At 50.4% G+C, this 17,977-nt stretch carries 16 protein-coding genes; 12 read left to right on the forward strand and 4 right to left on the reverse strand.

The window, feature by feature from the left end; genetic code table 11:
• The first annotated feature begins 279 nt into the window (after positions 1-279).
• On the forward strand, positions 280-531 hold the full coding sequence (locus tag ACF8PK_RS22480) for a hypothetical protein (protein WP_004728907.1): 252 nt from the start codon (positions 280-282) through the stop codon (positions 529-531).
• A gap of 40 nt (positions 532-571) precedes the next feature.
• On the opposite strand, the gene ACF8PK_RS22485 is transcribed toward ACF8PK_RS22480, so the two are convergent.
• Positions 572-1,606, reverse strand: coding sequence for an NADP(H)-dependent aldo-keto reductase (locus ACF8PK_RS22485; RefSeq protein ID WP_004728906.1), 1,035 nt, complete (start codon positions 1,604-1,606; stop codon positions 572-574).
• 190 nt (positions 1,607-1,796) lie between these two features.
• On the opposite strand from ACF8PK_RS22485, the gene ACF8PK_RS22490 reads away from it, so the two are divergent.
• Positions 1,797-2,108, forward strand: coding sequence for a DUF6482 family protein (locus ACF8PK_RS22490; protein WP_038152676.1), 312 nt, complete (start codon positions 1,797-1,799; stop codon positions 2,106-2,108).
• A 3-nt stretch (positions 2,109-2,111) separates the two neighbouring features.
• Here the strand turns inward: ACF8PK_RS22490 and mutH are convergent, their stop codons facing one another.
• On the reverse strand, positions 2,112-2,777 hold the full coding sequence (mutH, locus tag ACF8PK_RS22495) for a DNA mismatch repair endonuclease MutH (protein WP_014204509.1): 666 nt from the start codon (positions 2,775-2,777) through the stop codon (positions 2,112-2,114).
• Positions 2,778-3,395: 618 nt separating this feature from the next.
• Here mutH and rppH point away from each other — a divergent pair.
• From rppH to ACF8PK_RS22520, 5 genes are read left to right on the forward strand one after another with little or no spacing between them, the layout of a single operon-like run.
• Complete coding sequence (rppH, locus tag ACF8PK_RS22500; protein ID WP_004728900.1) at positions 3,396-3,914, forward strand: RNA pyrophosphohydrolase; 519 nt, start codon at positions 3,396-3,398, stop codon at positions 3,912-3,914.
• Positions 3,915-3,916: 2 nt separating this feature from the next.
• Positions 3,917-6,163, forward strand: a complete 2,247-nt coding sequence (gene ptsP / locus ACF8PK_RS22505; protein ID WP_004728897.1) for a phosphoenolpyruvate--protein phosphotransferase — start codon at positions 3,917-3,919, stop codon at positions 6,161-6,163.
• A 9-nt stretch (positions 6,164-6,172) separates the two neighbouring features.
• Complete coding sequence (locus ACF8PK_RS22510) at positions 6,173-6,967, forward strand: sulfite exporter TauE/SafE family protein (protein WP_014204510.1); 795 nt, start codon at positions 6,173-6,175, stop codon at positions 6,965-6,967.
• A gap of 31 nt (positions 6,968-6,998) precedes the next feature.
• Entirely contained in the window at positions 6,999-7,814 is an 816-nt protein-coding gene (lgt, locus tag ACF8PK_RS22515) for a prolipoprotein diacylglyceryl transferase (RefSeq protein ID WP_004728892.1), read from the forward strand.
• 9 nt (positions 7,815-7,823) lie between these two features.
• Positions 7,824-8,675 carry a thymidylate synthase gene (locus ACF8PK_RS22520; RefSeq protein WP_004728890.1) on the forward strand — a complete coding sequence of 284 codons (852 nt, stop codon included), beginning with the start codon at positions 7,824-7,826 and terminating at the stop codon, positions 8,673-8,675.
• A 145-nt stretch (positions 8,676-8,820) separates the two neighbouring features.
• On the opposite strand, the gene ACF8PK_RS22525 is transcribed toward ACF8PK_RS22520, so the two are convergent.
• A complete protein-coding gene (locus ACF8PK_RS22525) occupies positions 8,821-9,969 on the reverse strand; it encodes a Na/Pi symporter (protein ID WP_004728888.1) in 1,149 nt (382 codons plus the stop codon).
• A 393-nt stretch (positions 9,970-10,362) separates the two neighbouring features.
• Here ACF8PK_RS22525 and nhaR point away from each other — a divergent pair, with 393 nt between their 5' ends.
• Together nhaR and ACF8PK_RS22535 are read left to right on the forward strand one after the other, a co-directional pair.
• Complete coding sequence (gene nhaR / locus ACF8PK_RS22530; RefSeq protein WP_392443674.1) at positions 10,363-11,253, forward strand: transcriptional activator NhaR; 891 nt, start codon at positions 10,363-10,365, stop codon at positions 11,251-11,253.
• Positions 11,254-11,515: 262 nt separating this feature from the next.
• Positions 11,516-11,812 (forward strand): helix-turn-helix transcriptional regulator, encoded by a 297-nt coding sequence (locus tag ACF8PK_RS22535; protein WP_004728885.1) that lies wholly within the window; start codon positions 11,516-11,518, stop codon positions 11,810-11,812.
• A gap of 157 nt (positions 11,813-11,969) precedes the next feature.
• Here ACF8PK_RS22535 and rpsT read toward each other — a convergent pair whose 3' ends face one another.
• Positions 11,970-12,230 (reverse strand): 30S ribosomal protein S20, encoded by a 261-nt coding sequence (rpsT, locus tag ACF8PK_RS22540; protein WP_004728884.1) that lies wholly within the window; start codon positions 12,228-12,230, stop codon positions 11,970-11,972.
• A 258-nt stretch (positions 12,231-12,488) separates the two neighbouring features.
• Here rpsT and murJ point away from each other — a divergent pair, with 258 nt between their 5' ends.
• From murJ to ileS, 3 genes are all read left to right on the forward strand, one after another.
• Positions 12,489-14,051, forward strand: coding sequence for a murein biosynthesis integral membrane protein MurJ (murJ, locus tag ACF8PK_RS22545; RefSeq protein WP_004728882.1), 1,563 nt, complete (start codon positions 12,489-12,491; stop codon positions 14,049-14,051).
• A 71-nt stretch (positions 14,052-14,122) separates the two neighbouring features.
• Positions 14,123-15,058, forward strand: a complete 936-nt coding sequence (gene ribF, locus ACF8PK_RS22550; protein ID WP_004728880.1) for a bifunctional riboflavin kinase/FAD synthetase — start codon at positions 14,123-14,125, stop codon at positions 15,056-15,058.
• A 63-nt stretch (positions 15,059-15,121) separates the two neighbouring features.
• Positions 15,122-17,968, forward strand: a complete 2,847-nt coding sequence (ileS, locus tag ACF8PK_RS22555) for an isoleucine--tRNA ligase (protein ID WP_004728878.1) — start codon at positions 15,122-15,124, stop codon at positions 17,966-17,968.
• Positions 17,969-17,977 lie beyond the last annotated feature (9 nt).

Raw genomic sequence — 17,977 nt, forward strand, 5'->3', positions numbered from 1 at the left:
AACACACTTCTTTTCGGATTAATGATTTTTGCTTGGAGGCGCAATATGAAACATTTTGTATCGATTCATACCCTTTGCGCTTCTAATCACGGTTCATGTGCCGCGACCGCAGCTCCCATGTCTGCTGATCGTCGTGCCATCGATACCAAAGGCAAAGATTTCTAATTAATCCGTAACCTCTGATAGGCTGCGGAAATTGGCAGCTAACAGGGGTCATCCCATGCTTTCCAGCACCATAGCGCCATTTTCCCAGTCTCAATCTTCAACTGGAGAAAAATGATGCGTCATTCTGTTTATCTACAACTGGCTACACTCTTGGTTCGTGCTGATCTACGTCGTGAAGAACGTGAATGGAAACGAAAAGTTCGCCGCAGTGCGTTTGATATTCCCTGGCACAACGAACATTTACTGAAAGATATCGGCTTGCAAGTGGACGGTCGCCCAATGGGAAGCAGCGTACCGGATGCCATCAAAGCGGAACGCCGTGTGCGTCATATCCGTCGTGTCTTAAGTGCGCGAATACCGACGTAATCAAAAGGGGCTGGCTGCTGCGCCAGCCCCGCTCTGAATTCTAAGGACAAGGATTGGAGTAGCGTGTGCCAATCTCTTGAATCTTAAGCAGCAATTCTTCACTTAACTCAAGCTCTAGACTATCAATATTGGATTTTAACTGTTGCAAGTTGGTGGCCCCGATGATGTTGGCGGCCACGAACGGGCGCTGATTAACAAATGCGAGTGCCATCTGGGCCGGATCGAGACCAAACTCTCTGGCCAGATTGACGTACGCTTCAGTCGCCTTTAAGCCTTGCGGCGTAAAGTAGCGTTGAAACCGTTCAAACAAGCTGCAACGCGCACCCGTTGGGCGGGCGCCATTGAGGTATTTGCCGCTAAGGACGCCAAACGCCATCGGGGAGTACGCCAACAGTTTCACCCCTTCATGATGACTGATTTCCGACAAGCCGACTTCAAAGCTGCGATTAAGCAGGTTGTATGGGTTTTGAATTGAGACCATGCGTGGCAAGTCATGCTTTTCGGCCAAACGCAGGTAGGTCATTAAGCCCCACGGGGTTTCGTTGGAGACGCCGATGTAACGCACTTTCCCCATGCGCACTAAATCGCTGAGCGCTTCGAGCGTCTCAATCAGTGTGACTTCTTCTTGTTTGTCTGGGTACGGATAGTTGAGCTGACCAAAGGTATTGGTTTGACGCTGCGGCCAGTGCAACTGATACAAGTCGATGTAATCGGTTTTTAGCCGGCTGAGGCTGTCGTCGATCGCTTGGTGAATGTGGCGATGGTCGAGCGCCATATTGTCCCGAATGTAGGGCACATTGCGCGGACCGGCGACTTTGGTCGCTAACACCACTTTTTCTCGCTTGCCGGATTTTTCTAACCAGTTGCCGATGAATGCTTCAGTTTTCCCTTGCGTTTCTGCTTTGGGAGGCACTGGGTACATTTCTGCGGTGTCGATAAAATTGATGCCGCGTTCGAGCGCGTAATCAAGCTGGCTGAACGCATCTGCTTGTGTATTTTGTTCGCCAAACGTCATGGTGCCAAGGCACAGTTTGCTGATTTCAAGGCTCGAGTGAGGCAGTTTGGTGTATTGCATGGCACTTCCTTGTCTGCATTCGGAACACGCCGCTTATAGCTTATTGAAACTAAAGCGGCTTTTGATATGAATTTCACTATAAGCGAAGAATTGGTGCAAAAGGAAATGAAATTTGTACGTCGGCAGCAGCGGCTGGAGGAACTTGAGCTCTGTGGTGGCTCGTCTACACTGAGGGAAACGGAGGTGAGTGATGCACAAACAACAACTGACGAAGTGGCTGCACAGCCCGCATAAACCTGGCTTTGAGCCGCCGAAAGTGTATGTGATTGGGTGCGCTGATGCGACTCATTATACGTTGGGGGTCGAGGTGAAACATCGTGTGGAACCGCTGCTTGATCGCGGGGAGCCGTTGCATTTTTCATCCCTGCATGCCGCCAAAGATCAACTCTCCCAACTGGGGCTGACCCACGCCTATTTACGCATGAGCTGCGCGTATGAAGAGTGTGGGATCGCCGGCGGCCAGAAATACAGCGATATTCCGCTGCCTATCAGCAAGCATTAAGAGTCAAGCGTAGTAAGTTGCCAAAATTCGTGCGGTAAACTGAGTCCGTAAATAAAAGCCGCGCGGTAGCGTTTGGATTGGGCGGCCATTGGCGCCATAGGCTTCAGTTTTTACGCGGCCGTTGGCGGCTTTCGGGCGCAGTTGCAACACTTCGCCGTGGCGCGCGCTGATTTCCGAAATCTTGCCCAGCACAATGAATTCCATCAACTCTTCCCAATCGGCTTTGAGCTGCGCTTCCTCTTCGGGAGACGGGCTCCAGATCAGCGGCGAGCCAACCCGGCGCTGCGCCAGCGGGATTTCTCGTTCACCTTCGACCGGAATCCACAGCACGCGAGACAATTTATTGCGCACGTGGCTTTGCTCCCACGTGAGGCCATGCACGCCAGTGAGTGGCGCGACACAGACAAACGTGGTTTCCAAGGGCTTGCCGTTGTAACCGATGGGAATGCTTTTAAGTTCAATGCCCAGCGATTCGAAATCTTGTTGCGGTTTACTGCCTGCGGTGGCGCCTAAATGCCATTCCAGCAATTGGCCAACCCAGCCTTTATCCTTGCGCAGATCCGGTGGTACCGTCATCTGTGCCTCTTGAGCGAGCTCGGCAAACGAGACGCCGGCAATGTGCTGCGCCCGTGCTAGCAGTTCCTGTTCGGTTTGTGGTTCTGGTTTCATAAAAAGCGCTGTGGGCAAAAAGGCGATTGTAGCAAATTTTCGGCGTACGCGGATCGTGGAGAAATAATGATCAACGTGTGCAAAAGATCATCTTTTTGCTAGTTATCCACAGGTGGCTCAGGGCTACAAATGAGATTAATGTGACATGTATGCATAAACAGGGGTTTCCGGTTGAATCGCGACCGGGATGACGGCGAAAAAAAGCGCATTTTGACGCAGTGGTGTGGATAACAGCGGAATTGGTGGATCTTTGAGCGTTTTTTGAGTTTGAATGATCTTTTCTTATTTTACGTCTAGCTTGATTGAATTACATGTTTTTTAACTCATGAATTATAAGGGAAAATTATTGGTTTTGTGTTTGGTTTTTGAAGTGGGACATTGTGGGTTTGATGGCTTTTTTACACAGTCCACTGTCTTCTGCACATGGTTATTCACAGAAAACGTGAATAAATGTGGGCTATCTCTCACTCTGCTGTTGATAAGTTTTAATTTGAACAAAACTTATTCAATTTGCAGGTCGCAAGCAATAAATTTCGTGTGAATCACATTAGTAAGTTTGCTCCCGTTGGGGATATGTGGAAAAATCAAAGCAATTAAGATTTTACTAGAGGTTTGCCAGTGATAGATGGCGATGGTTACCGACTCAATGTGGGTATTGTGATTTGTAACAACCATGGTCAGGTATTCTGGGCGAAACGATACGGGCAACACTCATGGCAATTCCCGCAAGGTGGAATAGATGAGGGTGAAACTCCTGAGCAAGCGATGTTTCGGGAGCTTTACGAAGAGGTTGGCTTAACGAAAAAGGACGTCAAAATCATTGCGACCAGTCGACATTGGCTTCGATACAAGCTGCCAAAACGTTTGGTTCGATGGGATTCGCAGCCTGTCTGTATTGGACAAAAACAGAAATGGTTCCTACTGCGTTTGGAATGTGATGAATCAAGAATCAACATGCAGCGTGGTAGCACCCCTGAATTTGATGGTTGGCGCTGGGTGAGTTATTGGTATCCGGTGAGACAAGTGGTCTCTTTTAAGCGTGATGTGTATCGTCGGGCGATGAAAGAATTTGCGTCATTGGCGATGCCGTTTAAAGAACGTAAAGTGAAAGGTAAGCGCAAAAATCGAAGAGGATAGAGATGCTCTCTCAGCTAAGGGATATAGTTGAACAGGTTTCAAAAGTTGAAGACGTTTACCAAGCGTTGGATATTTTTGTAAAACAGACATGCAGTGCGATGAGCACTGAGTGTTGTACTGTCTATTTAGCAAATGAAGAGATGCATCGTCTGGAATTGATGGCGACCCAAGGCTTGAAATTCAAAGGCGATAAAATCCTCATTGATTTTGATGAAGGTCTGGTTGGGTTGGTGAAGCGTTCTGCCGAGCCAATCAACCTCGCTGAAGCGTCGAAGCATCCCAACTTTAAATACTTCAAACAGCTGGGCGAAGAGGTTTACAACTCGTTCCTCGGCACACCGATTATCTACCGCAAACAAGTGTTGGGCGTTTTGGTTGTCCAACAGAAATCTCCTCGTCTGTTTAGCGAGATGGAAGTCTCGTTTCTCGTCACGCTCGCGGCTCAGCTGGCGGTGATCGTCGCGCATGCGCGAACGCAAGGCCATTGGCTGCTGACCAAAAAACAACAAGCGATCAGTGGAATTCCTGCGTCTCCCGGTGTTGCTATTGGCGAATTATGGTGGGATGACTCCCAACCACAGCTTGCGGAAGTGTATCCGGCGTCAACGCTGGATGTCGATCGCGAACAGGAATGGCTGACGCGTGCCATTGAAAGCGCGCTGAGCGATTTTCGGAAGATGCGTAAAAAGCTCGACAGCGAAATCAACAAAGAAGCGCTGGCGATCTTTGACCTCTTTACGCACCTCTTGAACGACCCGATGCTGCGCAAAGATCTCAAGGTGCAGATTCAAAAAGGCGATCGCGCAGACTGGGCGCTGCGTCAGGTGGTCGAAACCTATTCCAACCGGTTTGCCCGCATGTCGGATGCCTATCTGCGAGAGCGGGCACAAGATGTTCGTGAACTGGGACAACGTCTGCTCTATTTCCTCTACAACACCGAACACGAACAGCAACAGCTTGATAAACCGATTATTTTGGTGGTGCGAGAGCTGACGGCGTCTATTCTGGCGGCGCTGCCCAAAGATAAGTTGTTGGCCGTTGTGTCGCTCGAAGGGGCGGCGAACTCGCATGCAGCGATTTTATCGCGCGCGCTGGGCATTCCCGCCATCATGGGCGTGTCGGTGAACCTCAAACAGATCAATGGCAAGAAAGGCATTGTTGATGGCTACAGTGGCAAGCTCTTTATTTCGCCGGCCAAACAGGTGCTGTCTGAGTATCGCGCGCTCGCCAATGAAGAGCGCGAGCTGTCGAAAATGGTCAACGAGGCGATCTCGGAGCCTGCGTTTACGCAAGATGGGCAACGAATCGAATTGCTGCTCAATGCCGGTTTGAGCGCTGACACCAACATTGCCATCAACCAAGGTGTGGATGGGGTGGGGTTGTACCGGACCGAAATCTCGTTTCTATTGCAGCACCGTTTCCCGTCAGAAGAAGAGCAGATTCAACTGTATCGCACGGTGCTCGCGGCGTATCCGAATCAACGCGTGGTGATGCGCACCCTCGATATTGGCGGTGATAAACCGCTGCCGTACCTGCCGATTGAAGAAGACAACCCGTTTTTGGGATGGCGTGGGATTCGCTTTACGCTCGATCATCCCGATATCTTCATGATTCAACTGCGGGCGATGATGCGTGCCAGCCGAGGCTACAACAACCTGAGCATTCTGCTGCCGATGATCTCCGGCACCAAAGAGCTCGATGATGCATTGGCCTTGATTCATCAAGCCTATGCCGAAACGCGCAAAGTCGACGATCAAATTGTGATGCCGGAGATCGGCATCATGGTTGAAGTGCCGTCAATGCTGTATTTGTTGCCGCTGGTGGCCAACAAAATTGATTTCGTCTCGGTGGGCACCAACGACTTAACGCAATATCTGTTGGCGGTCGATCGGAACAATTCCCGTGTGGCTGATGTCTATGAATCGATGCATCCGGCTGTGGTGATGGCGCTCAAGCAGATTCAACACACCTGTGAACAACATCAGATTCCGGTTTGTGTGTGTGGCGAGTTGGCGGGCGATCCGATTGGCTCTTTATTGCTGATTGGGTTAGGGTACACCGCGCTGAGTATGAACACCTCGAACGTCGCGCGGGTGAAATACTTGGTTCGTCACTCTGATATGAGCGAATTGCGCTCACTTGCTGACAAAGCGCTGATGCAACCCTACGGTCATGATATTTATAATATGATGCTCACTCATTTCGAAGAGAAAGGCTTCGCCGGCTTTGTCAGAGCGGGTAAAAAATAGGAACACAATGTGAGTATCGGATTAATGGCCCTGCTGTTGTTACTTGGGGCTATCGTGGGTGTGCTGGCAGGTTTGCTCGGCATTGGCGGTGGGTTGGTCGTCGTGCCTGCGTTACTGTTTCTGTTACCGCTATCGGGCATCTCGCCGGATATCGTCATGCAACTGGCGCTGGCGACGTCGTTGGCAACCATCATCGTGACCTCGGGCTCTTCTGCGCTCAATCATCTTAAACTCGGTAATGTCGACATGTTCGTCGTCAAATGGCTGCTGCCTGGCGTGTTGGTCGGCGGTTTCCTCGGTTCGGTGATTGCAGAGTGGATTCCCAACCACTATTTGCCGAAAGTGTTTGGCGCGATTGTGTTGGTGTTGGCGCTGCAAATGTATCGCTCCATTCGTGTGACGCACACGTGGCCCATGCCGGGCGCGATGATGACGGCGCTCTACGGCAGTGGGATTGGTGTGGTGTCGAGTTTGGCCGGGATAGGGGGCGGTTCGCTGTCCGTGCCGTTTCTCAACCATCACGGCGTTGAGATGCGCAAAGCGGTCGGTTCGTCGTCGGTGTGTGGCTTTATGATTGCGATTTCCGGCATGCTTGGCTTTATTTTGCACGGTTATCAAGCCGAAGGGCTGCCGCAATACAGTGTGGGCTATGTGTATCTGCCAGCGCTGGTAGCGATTGCGTCAACGTCGATGTTAACCACCCGGATTGGCGCCAAACTGGCAACGCAGTTGCCGACCACGGTATTAAAGCGCTTCTTTGCGGTTTTCCTTATGTTTGTTGCTGTCACAATGTTGATGCAATGATCTGATTTTAAAAGAAAAGAGAACACAATTTATGTCTCAGGGCTATCTTGAATTTCCAAACATTGACCCCGTTTTAGTCTCCATTGGGCCGATTTCTGTGCGCTGGTACGGCATGATGTATCTGATTGGCTTTATGTTTGCCATGTGGTTGGCGAACCGCCGTGCCGATAAACCCGGCAGTGGCTGGACGCGTGAGCAAGTGTCTGACCTGCTGTTTGCCGGCTTTCTCGGTGTGGTGATCGGTGGTCGAATCGGGTACGTACTGTTCTACAATTTTGACTTGTTTTTGGCCGATCCACTCTACCTCTTCAAAGTGTGGACGGGCGGTATGTCGTTCCATGGTGGCCTGCTGGGCGTGATCACCGCGATGTTCTGGTATGCGCATAAACATCAGCGCACCTTCTTTGGTGTGGCTGATTTTGTGGCGCCGCTGGTGCCATTTGGTTTGGGCATGGGCCGTTTGGGCAACTTCATGAACGGCGAACTGTGGGGACGCACCACCGATGTGCCTTGGGCGATTATTTTCCCGAATGCTGGGCCGCTGCCTCGTCACCCATCACAACTGTATGAATTTGTTTTAGAAGGGATTGTGCTCTTTCTCATTCTCAATTGGTTCATTAAGAAGCCGCGTCCGCTGGGTTCGGTTGCTGGGCTATTCTTGGCGGGATATGGTACATTCCGCTTCCTGGTTGAATTTGTTCGAGAGCCGGATGCCCAGCTGGGGCTGTTTGGCGGAGTCATCTCAATGGGACAAATCCTTTCAACACCAATGATTATTGCTGGCGTACTGCTGATGGTGTGGGCTTACAAACGTGGCCGTTACCAAGACAGCGTGGCCGCAAAGTAAGGGTTCGAAGTGAAACAGTATTTAGATCTTTGCCAGCGCATTGTCGATGAAGGTGTGTGGGTGGAAAACGAACGGACAGGCAAACGCTGCCTGACCGTGATCAATGCCGATTTAACTTATGACGTGGCCAATAACCAGTTTCCACTGGTGACCACGCGTAAGAGTTTTTGGAAAGCAGCGGTCGCCGAACTGCTGGGCTACATCCGAGGTTATGACAATGCCGCTGACTTTCGCGCGCTGGGCACCAAAACGTGGGATGCCAACGCCAACCTGAACGACGCATGGCTGAATAACCCCCACCGTCAAGGTGAAGACGACATGGGGCGTGTATATGGCGTGCAAGGTCGTGCTTGGGCGAAGCCCGATGGCGGTCATGTGGATCAGTTGAAGAAAATTGTCGATGACTTGACGCGTGGCGTTGACGATCGCGGTGAGATTCTGAACTTCTACAACCCGGGAGAATTCCACCTCGGTTGTTTGCGTCCGTGTATGTACAGCCACCATTTTTCCCTGTTGGGAGACACGCTGTACTTAAACAGCACGCAACGCTCGTGTGATGTGCCGCTGGGGCTAAACTTTAACATGGTCCAAGTGTATGTCTTTTTGGCGATCATGGCGCAAATTACCGGTAAGAAGCCGGGGCAGGCCTACCACAAGATTGTCAATGCGCACATCTATGAGGATCAACTGGCGCTCATGCGCGATGTGCAATTGAAACGTGAACCGCTCGCGGCGCCGCAATTTCACATCAACCCAAACATCAAATCGCTACACGATTTGGAAACTTGGGTGACGCTGGATGATTTTGATGTTACGGGCTACGAGTTCCATGAGCCGATTCAATATCCGTTTTCGGTGTAATGGCGAACGACAAAAAACGCTGGCAGTGCCAGCGTTTTTTTATGCGCGTCGATCTCGAGGATGAGCGTCGAAACAGCGCGTGTTTCTTGTTGATGTGAGGCAAACAAAAAAGCTTCCCGAGAGGGAAGCTTTGGGTTCGGTTCGTTTACGAGGTAAACGCCAGAATCATGCCTGGAATGACGATAAACACCGACAGCAAGTAGCCCGCGACCACCGCTTTGCTCTTAATCGCCCACTCAGAAATGGTCTCTGCGCCTTTGATTGGCAGCTCACGTAAGAAAGGGATGCCGTAAATCAATAGGGTTGCGAGTAAGTTGAACGTCAGGTGGACCAGCGCAATTTGCAGGGCAAACACAGCAAACTCACCCGATACCGCGGTCGCCGCCAGCAGCGCCGTAATGCACGTCCCGATGTTTGCGCCCAGCGTGAATGGATACACGTCACGCACTTTCAACACACCAGAGCCAACCAGTGGCACCATCAGGCTGGTGGTGGTCGATGACGATTGCACCAGCACTGTAACCAGCGTGCCTGAGGCAATACCATGCAGTGGGCCACGGCCAATGGCATTTTTCAGCAGTTCACGTGCGCGGCCGACCATCAAGCTCTTCATCAGTTTCCCCATGACGGTGATCGCCACGAAAATGGTCGCAATGCCCAGCAGGATCAGCGCCACACCGCCCAAGGTATCCCCCAAGGTGGCGAGCTGCTCTTTCAGCGCGCTGATGACGGGTTTAGTCATTGGCTTAATAAAATCAAAGCCTTTCAGGCTCATGTCGCCTGTCGCCAGAAGTGGCGAGACCAACCAATGCGAGATTTTTTCCAGAATGCCAAACATCATTTCCAAGGGAAGGAAAATGAAGACGGCGAGCAAATTAAAGAAGTCGTGAATCGTGGCGCTGGCAAAAGCACGCTTGAATTCTTCTTTGCAGCGCACGTGGCCGAGGCTGACCAGCGTATTGGTGACGGTTGTACCGATGTTGGCACCCATGACCATCGGAATGGCGGTTTCAACAGGCAATCCGCCCGCCACAAGGCCGACAATAATTGAGGTGACTGTGCTGGATGATTGAATCAGCGCCGTGGCCACCAAACCAATCATCAACCCAGCGACCGGGTGAGAAGCAAACTCAAACAGGACTTTTGCCTGATCGCCGGTTGCCCATTTAAATCCGCTGCCCACCATGGCAACTGCCAGTAGCAGTAGATACAGCATGAAAGCCAAGTTTGCCCAGCGTAGCCATCGCGTCGTCGATGAGATTGGCGCGGCAGTGGTAGTCGCTTGGTTTATCATTGTTTTCTCCATTGACCTTCTGAATGTCTTTGGTCGGTTGTTGAATCTGTGGGCGATAGTAGAGGGCGAATATTTCAGTAATATGACAATGCTGAAACAAAACGAGAGAATTGTTAATAGGGCGATTAGAACGGTCAGTTAAAGTGACTTTATTGAATTTAACCAATTGTTTATAAAGTGTTTTTTGTGATTTTCGAACGACACGTACGTCGAGAAATTAATTTGATTTTTTCAGCGGGGAAGGAGGTCAATTGTGTCAACATTGTCATGAGTGGGATTCAATGTTTCGGTAAATATATTTCTTAGGTGTGAATGGTTCGATTATCCCGAAAAATTGCGACAGGGTCGGACATTTGCTATAACCAACGCTCTGTTCATCACAAGTGACTGCTTATGTCTCACCTCAATTACAACCACCTGTACTATTTTTGGATGGTGTGCAAACAAGGCTCCGTGACCAAAGCGGCGGATGCGCTGTTTTTGACGCCTCAAACCGTCACCGGTCAAATCAAAGCGTTGGAAGAGCGCATGGCGGGCAAGCTGACCAAACGCAACGGCCGCAGTATTGAGCCCACCGAGCTGGGGCAGTTGGTGTTTAAATACGCCGACCGCATGTTTGGCCTGAGTTATGAAATGCTGGATATCGTCAACTACAGCCAGCGCAACAACGTTCAGTTTGACGTCGGGGTCGCGGATGCCATTTCCAAGCGCTTGGTGAGCAAGATTTTGATGACCACCATCCCCGATGACAACAGCATTCATCTGCGTTGTTTCGAATCCACTCACGAAATGCTGCTTGAGCAGCTCTCGCAGCATAAGCTGGACATGATTTTGTCAGACTGCCCAGTGGATTCCAGCCAGAGCCCGGGGCTATTTAGTAAAAAGCTGGGAGAAAGCCACATGGGGTTCTTCTCTAGCGGTGGTGTCGACACAACGCGCTATCCGGCGCTATTACAAGAATACAAACTATTGATCCCCGGTAGCCGCACCGCGATGGGACGCAAAGTGCGTCAGTGGTTTGATCATCAAGGCATTCAACCCAACATTTTAGGGGAGTTTGATGATGCCGCACTGATGAAAGCGTTCGCGCTCTATCACCCCGACGTCATCTTTATGGCCCCGCTGCTGTATATGAATGAAATGAACCAAGAGCGCGCTTTGCAGCTCATTAGCCGCGTTGACGAAATCAAAGAAGAGTACTACGTCATATTCGCCGAGCGAATGATTCAGCACCCAGCCGTAAAGAATGTATGTGATGCAGATTTTAGTAATTTGTTTGAATGAGAGTTTTATTACTGTTAATAAATAGATTACTATCACGCAACCGATGAATACTTGTCCTGTTTTACCGCAATGGTAGGAGGTGTTTTCGGCACATTTAGGCGTACTCTTTGTCCGTTTTTGCCAGAGCGTTGAACCTGAAATGAACCAACATAATAATGGCGCCGCGAGGATGATTGCCCGCAGCTAATGGTTTGATGCATTCAGGCAGAAACAATGATGTGCATTAGTATCGCTTAAGCGGTTATTTCAAGGGGGCTTGCTCATGAACCTACAGGAAATGGAAAAGAACTCCGCACAAGCAGTGGTGTTATTGAAAGCCATGGCAAATGAGAGACGCTTGCAGATTCTATGCTTGTTGCACAACCAGGAACTCTCCGTTGGGGAGCTGTGTGGCAAACTGGAATTGAGTCAATCAGCGCTATCGCAACACTTGGCTTGGCTAAGACGGGATGGCTTAGTGGAGACGCGCAAAGAAGCGCAAACAGTGTATTACACACTCAGCAGTGATGACGTGAAATCAATGATCGAATTGCTTCATCGTTTGTACTGCTCAGACTGACAGGATGTCATGGCCGAAGTTTTCAATCGATGCACTATATGAAAAATGATAGTCAGAAGGGATGCGAGATGGAAACTTTGGTTTATTTTTGCAAACACAACCAATAAAAAAACCGGCCAAGGCCGGTTTTTTTTATCACTGGGATATCAGGCTCAAATTACAGAGCTTTGATAGCAGCAGCGAAACGAGACTTATGACGAGCTGCTTTATTCTTGTGAATAAGGCCTTTAGTTGCCATACGGTCTAGGATTGGTGTAACGACTGCGAATGCAGCAGTTGCAGCTTCTTTGTCGCCTGCAGCGATTGCAGCAACAGTTTTCTTCATGTAAGTGCGCATCATTGAACGACGGCTAGCGTTGTGCTGACGACGTTTTTCAGATTGGATAGCGCGCTTCTTAGCAGATTTACAGTTTGCCAAGGGTCTAACTCCCAAAAACTTTAGTTCGGTGACAATTTAAGGGCCGGAAATATCCCTTATTTGCACTTAATTGTCAAATGATTTGTGCAAAAACCCGTCTAAGCCAAACAAGTTTGGAATCGGAAGGTCTTCGCGGTTAAGATGGCGGGGATTCTAACAGTATTTTTTTGCCAATGCTAATACTTATCTGATCTCTCACTGACATTATTTCCCGGTGAAGAAGGATAATGTTGTTTTAGCGTATTTTTCGAGGTTACCGTGAGTAAACGCTTACTCAAGTCAGGCATGGTTGTCAGTGCCATGACGTTGATTTCACGCGTCTTGGGATTGGTGCGCGACATTGTCGTCGCCAACCTGATGGGCGCAGGCGCCAGTGCCGATGTTTTCTTTTTTGCCAACCGTATTCCCAACTTCCTGCGTCGTCTGTTTGCGGAAGGGGCATTTTCTCAGGCGTTTGTTCCGGTATTGACTGAATATCATGCATCAGGGGACATCAATAAAACACGCGAGCTGATTGCTCGGGCAGCGGGGACGCTGGGTGTCTTGGTGACCATCGTCACCGTGCTGGGGGTGGTGTTCTCTGGGGTGGTCACGGCGCTGTTTGGTGCCGGTTGGTTTTTAGACTGGCTCAATGATGGGCCGGCGGCACCGAAGTTTGAACTTGCCAGCTTGCTGCTGAAAATTACCTTTCCTTATTTATGGTTCATTACCTTTGTGGCGCTTTCTGGCGCGGTATTGAATACGCTGGGTAAGTTCGCGGTCTCTTCTTTTACGCCGGTTTTTCTCAATGTCATGATGATCCTGTCGGCGTGGTATATCTCGCCATTGTTGGATCAACCGGAAATAGGTTTGGCAATCGGTGTCTTTTTAGGTGGTTTGGTGCAGTTTTTGTTCCAACTGCCGTTTTTGATCAAGGCCGGCGTGCTGGTTAAGCCCAAATGGGGTTGGAAAGATCCCGGCGTGGTGAAAATTCGTACACTGATGATTCCAGCACTATTTGGTGTCTCAGTCAGTCAAATCAACTTGTTATTTGATTCGTTCGTAGCGAGTTTTCTGCAAACCGGCTCCATCAGCTGGCTTTATTATTCCGACCGTTTATTGGAATTCCCGCTGGGCTTGTTTGGTATTGCGATTGCAACGGTGATTCTGCCAGCGCTGTCACGTAAACATGTTGATGCACACAGCGATGGGTTCGCGCAAACTATGGACTGGGGCGTGCGCATGGTCATTCTACTTGGCGTGCCTGCCATGCTGGGGTTGATGGTGCTGGCGAAACCGATGTTGATGGTGCTGTTTATGCGCGGCGAATTTACGCCAGATGATGTGCACATGGCGTCGATGTCGCTGCTGGCGTATTCCGCAGGCTTGCTCAATTTTATGTTGATCAAAGTGTTGGCGCCGGGGTACTACTCGCGTCAGGACACCAAAACGCCAGTGCGCTTTGGGATCGTTGCGATGCTGAGCAACATGGTGTTCAACGCCATCTTTGGTTGGTTTTATGGCTATGTCGGCTTGGCCGCCGCGACGGCGCTGTCGGCCTTCATTAATATGGCGTTGTTGTACCGAGGCCTGCACAAGCAAGGGGTGTATGTCATTTCTGCGCGTACGATTGGTTTTATTGTTCGTTTGCTGGTGGCTGGTGGCGCGATGGTCGCTGCGATTTTATGGCAGATGGAGTCGATGTCAGTTTGGTTGAGCTGGGGGCTGACGCAACGCGCTTTGATGCTGACTGGATTGATCGCACTTGGCGCGATTGTGTATTTAGTCACCGCTCTGGTGCTGGGCGTCCGTTTAAAAGACTTAAAAGCGGCGACAGATTAACGCCGATTAGGTTATAATCCGTCGGTTTCACACCAAGATAATTGAGAACTATAGGTTTTAAGCGTATTCCAATGGAATTGATTCGCGGTATTCATAACATCAAGTCACGCCATCATGGCTGTGTATTGACCATAGGTAACTTTGATGGTGTCCATTTGGGGCATCAACAGGTATTGGATCAGGTTGCTGAGCGCGCGAAAGCGTTGAACCTGCCTTCGGTCGTGATGACCTTTGAACCGCAACCTATGGAGCTGTTCTTAAAAGATAAGGCTCCAGCTCGGTTAACAAGATTGAGAGATAAGTTTGTCCAACTCGGCAAATTGAATCTCGATCGGTTATTGTGTGTGAACTTTAATCATCATTTTGCCAACTTAGACGCACAAGCGTTTATCCGTGACTTGTTGGTCACGCGCTTGGGTGTGAAGTTTTTGGTCGTTGGCGACGATTTTTGCTTTGGTCAGGGGCGCAAAGGCAATTTTGCTATGCTGGAACAAGCAGGACGTGAATACGGCTTTGAAGTGGTGAGCACCCAGAGCTTCTGCTTACAGAAACTGCGTGTCAGTAGTACCGCCATTCGCGAGGCATTAGCGGCCGATGCGTTGGCGGATGCCGCCGACATGTTGGGACGCGATTACAGCATCAGCGGACGCGTGTCTCACGGGCGTAAGCTCGGACGCACCATCGGATTTCCGACGGCGAACATTCCGCTTAAGCGGTGTGTGTCTCCGGTGTCTGGTGTGTATGTGGTCGAAGCGTATGGGTTAGGTGAACAACCGATTGGGGGCGTGGCGAATATTGGCCAACGTCCTACGGTCAATGGGGTTCGCCAACAATTAGAAGTGCATTTATTCGACTTCCATGGCAATTTGTATGGCAAACAGCTAGAAGTCGCACTTTTACATAAGTTGCGTAATGAACACAAATTTGAGTCCTTTGAGGCACTCAAACAGCAAATAGAATTGGATGCTGAGGCAGCAAGGGTGTGGCTGCGTCAGCTTAAGGGTTAACCGGATGATTCCACCGGCTAACATAATGTCTAACTTCGCCCAATATAACGGAATTAAGAATCGATGAGTGAGTATAAAGATACCCTGAACTTACCTGAAACAGGGTTTCCAATGCGCGGCGATCTGGCTAAACGTGAGCCAGAAATGCTTAAACGTTGGTACAAAGAAGATCTTTACGGTGCAATCCGTGAAGCAAAGAAAGGCAAGAAATCGTTCGTACTGCACGATGGTCCTCCATACGCCAACGGTGATATTCACATTGGTCACGCACTAAACAAGATTCTTAAAGACATTATTATTAAATCCAAAACACTGTCAGGTTTTGACTCACCTTACATCCCCGGTTGGGACTGCCATGGTCTGCCAATCGAACTGATGGTTGAGAAGAAAGTTGGCAAGCCCGGTCAGAAAGTGACTGCGGCTGAATTCCGTGAAAAATGTCGTGAATACGCTGCCGGTCAAGTTGAAGGCCAAAAAGAAGGCTTCAAACGTCTGGGTATCTTGGGTGAGTGGGATAAACCTTACCGCACCATGGATTTCGCGACCGAAGCGAACATCATTCGCGCGCTGGGCAAAATTGCTGACAACGGCCACCTGCTGAAAGGGTTCAAACCGGTTCACTGGTGTACGGATTGTGGGAGTGCGCTGGCAGAAGCGGAAGTCGAATACAAAGATAAAGTGTCGCCATCTATCGACGTGCGTTTCAAAACGGCCGACGAAGCGGCACTGCTGTCTAAATTTACCCTGACCGAAGGTCACGAAGGCCACGGCGATGTGTCTATTGTCATCTGGACCACCACCCCATGGACACTGCCAGCGAACCGCGCGGTGTGTCTACGTGATGATCTGGAATACGTCCTGATCCAAATCGAAGGCGAGCAGCCTGAACGTATCATCGTGGCCTCTGAACTGGCGAAATCCGTGATGGATCGCGCAGGCATTGAACACTTCCACTTCCTTGGCTTTGCGAAAGGTGCGGATCTGGAACTGTCTCAGTTCAACCACCCATTCTACAACTTCACCGTGCCAGCCATCTTGGGCGATCACGTGACTACGGATTCCGGTACCGGTGTGGTTCACACGGCACCTGGCCACGGTCAAGAAGACTTTGCTGTGGGTCAGAAATACGGCCTAGAAGTAGCTAACCCTGTGGGTTCAAACGGTGTTTACCTGCCAGACACTGAACTGTTTGCGGGTCAACATGTGTTTAAAGCCAATGACGCCGTGATTGAAGTGTTGAAAGAGCACGGTGCATTGCTGCACCACCACGCGTACGAGCACAGCTACCCACACTGCTGGCGTCACAAAACGCCAATCATCTTCCGTGCCACACCACAATGGTTCGTGTCGATGGATCAAGCGGGTCTGCGTGAGAAAGCGCTAGGCGCAATCAAAGGCGTGAAATGGATGCCGGATTGGGGTCAAAGCCGTATCGAAGGTATGGTGGAAGGTCGTCCTGAATGGTGTATCTCTCGTCAACGTACTTGGGGTGTGCCAATTGCACTGTTCGTCCACAAAGAAACCGCAGAACTGCACCCGAAAACGCCTGAGCTGATTGAGCAAGTTGCTCAACTGGTTGAACAGAAAGGCATTCAAGCATGGTGGGATGTCGACACGGCTGAGCTGCTAGGCGCTGACGCGGAACAGTACGAGAAAGTGCTGGATACGTTGGACGTTTGGTTTGACTCAGGTGTGACGCACTACGCGGTAGTGGATAGCCGTGAAGAGTTCCACGGCGCGGAAGCGGACATGTACCTAGAAGGGTCTGACCAACACCGCGGCTGGTTCCAGTCTTCGCTGATCTCCTCCATTGCGATGAAAGGCAAAGCGCCATACAAAGAAGTGCTGACGCACGGCTTCGTGGTTGACGGCCAAGGCCGCAAGATGTCGAAATCGATCGGCAACGTGGTTGCGCCAAAAGATGTGACCAACAAACTGGGTGCTGACATTTTGCGTCTGTGGGTTGCATCAACAGACTACACCGGTGAAGTGGCGGTTTCAGACGAAATCCTGAAACGCAGCGCTGACTCTTACCGTCGTATTCGTAACACCGCTCGTTTCTTCCTAGCGAACCTGAATGGCTTCAACCCGGCAACCGACATCATTGCGGCTGACGAGATGGTGGCACTGGATCGTTGGGCTGTGGCGCGCGCGATGGCTGCACAGCAAGAGATCGTCAAAGCCTACGCCGAGTACAACACACACGCGGTTGTACAACGTCTGATGCACTTCTGCTCGGTTGAAATGGGTTCATTCTACCTCGACGTGATCAAAGACCGTCAATACACCGCGAAACTGGGCGGCAACGCGCAACGTAGCTGTCAAACGGCGCTGTACTACATCGTGGAAGCGCTGGTGCGTTGGATGGCACCAATCATGTCGTTCACTGCTGATGAAATCTGGAATGCGATGCCAACCAACCAAGCCAACGGCGAAGCTCGTGGTAAATTCGTATTTGCTGATGAGTGGTACGAAGGTCTGTTTGATCTGGCAGAAGGCGAAGAGCTGAACAACGAATTCTGGACGGATATTCAGAAAGTTCGTGGTGCGGTGAACAAACTGCTGGAAAATGCGCGTAACGAGAAAACCATCGGTGGTTCTCTGCAAGCGGAAGTGACTTTGTTTGCTAGCGATGAGCTGGCGGCGAAAATCAACAAGCTGGAAGATGAACTGCGCTTTGTCTTGCTGACGTCAAAAGCGAACGTGAAACCGCTGGCCGAGAAGAGCGATGCGGCGCAAGCGACCGACATCGACGGTCTGTTTGTTCAAGTGAACAAAACCGAAGCGGAGAAGTGTGATCGCTGCTGGCACTACACCCCAGACGTGGGCACCATCAAAGGTCATGAAACTATTTGTGGTCGTTGTGTGTCAAACGTGGACGGTGAAGGCGAAGTTCGCAAGTTTGCTTAAAGGAACTGC

This window comes from Vibrio sp. CJQ_6 (genome assembly GCF_043106745.1).
In the GTDB taxonomy this organism is placed as follows: Bacteria; Pseudomonadota; Gammaproteobacteria; order Enterobacterales; family Vibrionaceae; genus Vibrio; species Vibrio furnissii.

Excerpts from the sequence above, each read along its gene's own strand:
- ACF8PK_RS22480 (WP_004728907.1), top strand. The coding sequence starts at position 280 with ATGCGTCATTCTGTTTATCTACAACTGGCTACACTCTTGGTTCGTGCT.
- ACF8PK_RS22485 (WP_004728906.1), bottom strand. The coding sequence starts at position 1,606 with ATGCAATACACCAAACTGCCTCACTCGAGCCTTGAAATCAGCAAACTG.
- ACF8PK_RS22490 (WP_038152676.1), top strand. The coding sequence starts at position 1,797 with ATGCACAAACAACAACTGACGAAGTGGCTGCACAGCCCGCATAAACCT.
- mutH (WP_014204509.1), bottom strand. The coding sequence starts at position 2,777 with ATGAAACCAGAACCACAAACCGAACAGGAACTGCTAGCACGGGCGCAG.
- ptsP (WP_004728897.1), top strand. The coding sequence starts at position 3,917 with ATGCTCTCTCAGCTAAGGGATATAGTTGAACAGGTTTCAAAAGTTGAA.
- lgt (WP_004728892.1), top strand. The coding sequence starts at position 6,999 with ATGTCTCAGGGCTATCTTGAATTTCCAAACATTGACCCCGTTTTAGTC.
- ACF8PK_RS22525 (WP_004728888.1), bottom strand. The coding sequence starts at position 9,969 with ATGATAAACCAAGCGACTACCACTGCCGCGCCAATCTCATCGACGACG.
- nhaR (WP_392443674.1), top strand. The coding sequence starts at position 10,363 with ATGTCTCACCTCAATTACAACCACCTGTACTATTTTTGGATGGTGTGC.
- ACF8PK_RS22535 (WP_004728885.1), top strand. The coding sequence starts at position 11,516 with ATGAACCTACAGGAAATGGAAAAGAACTCCGCACAAGCAGTGGTGTTA.
- ribF (WP_004728880.1), top strand. The coding sequence starts at position 14,123 with ATGGAATTGATTCGCGGTATTCATAACATCAAGTCACGCCATCATGGC.
- ileS (WP_004728878.1), top strand. The coding sequence starts at position 15,122 with ATGAGTGAGTATAAAGATACCCTGAACTTACCTGAAACAGGGTTTCCA.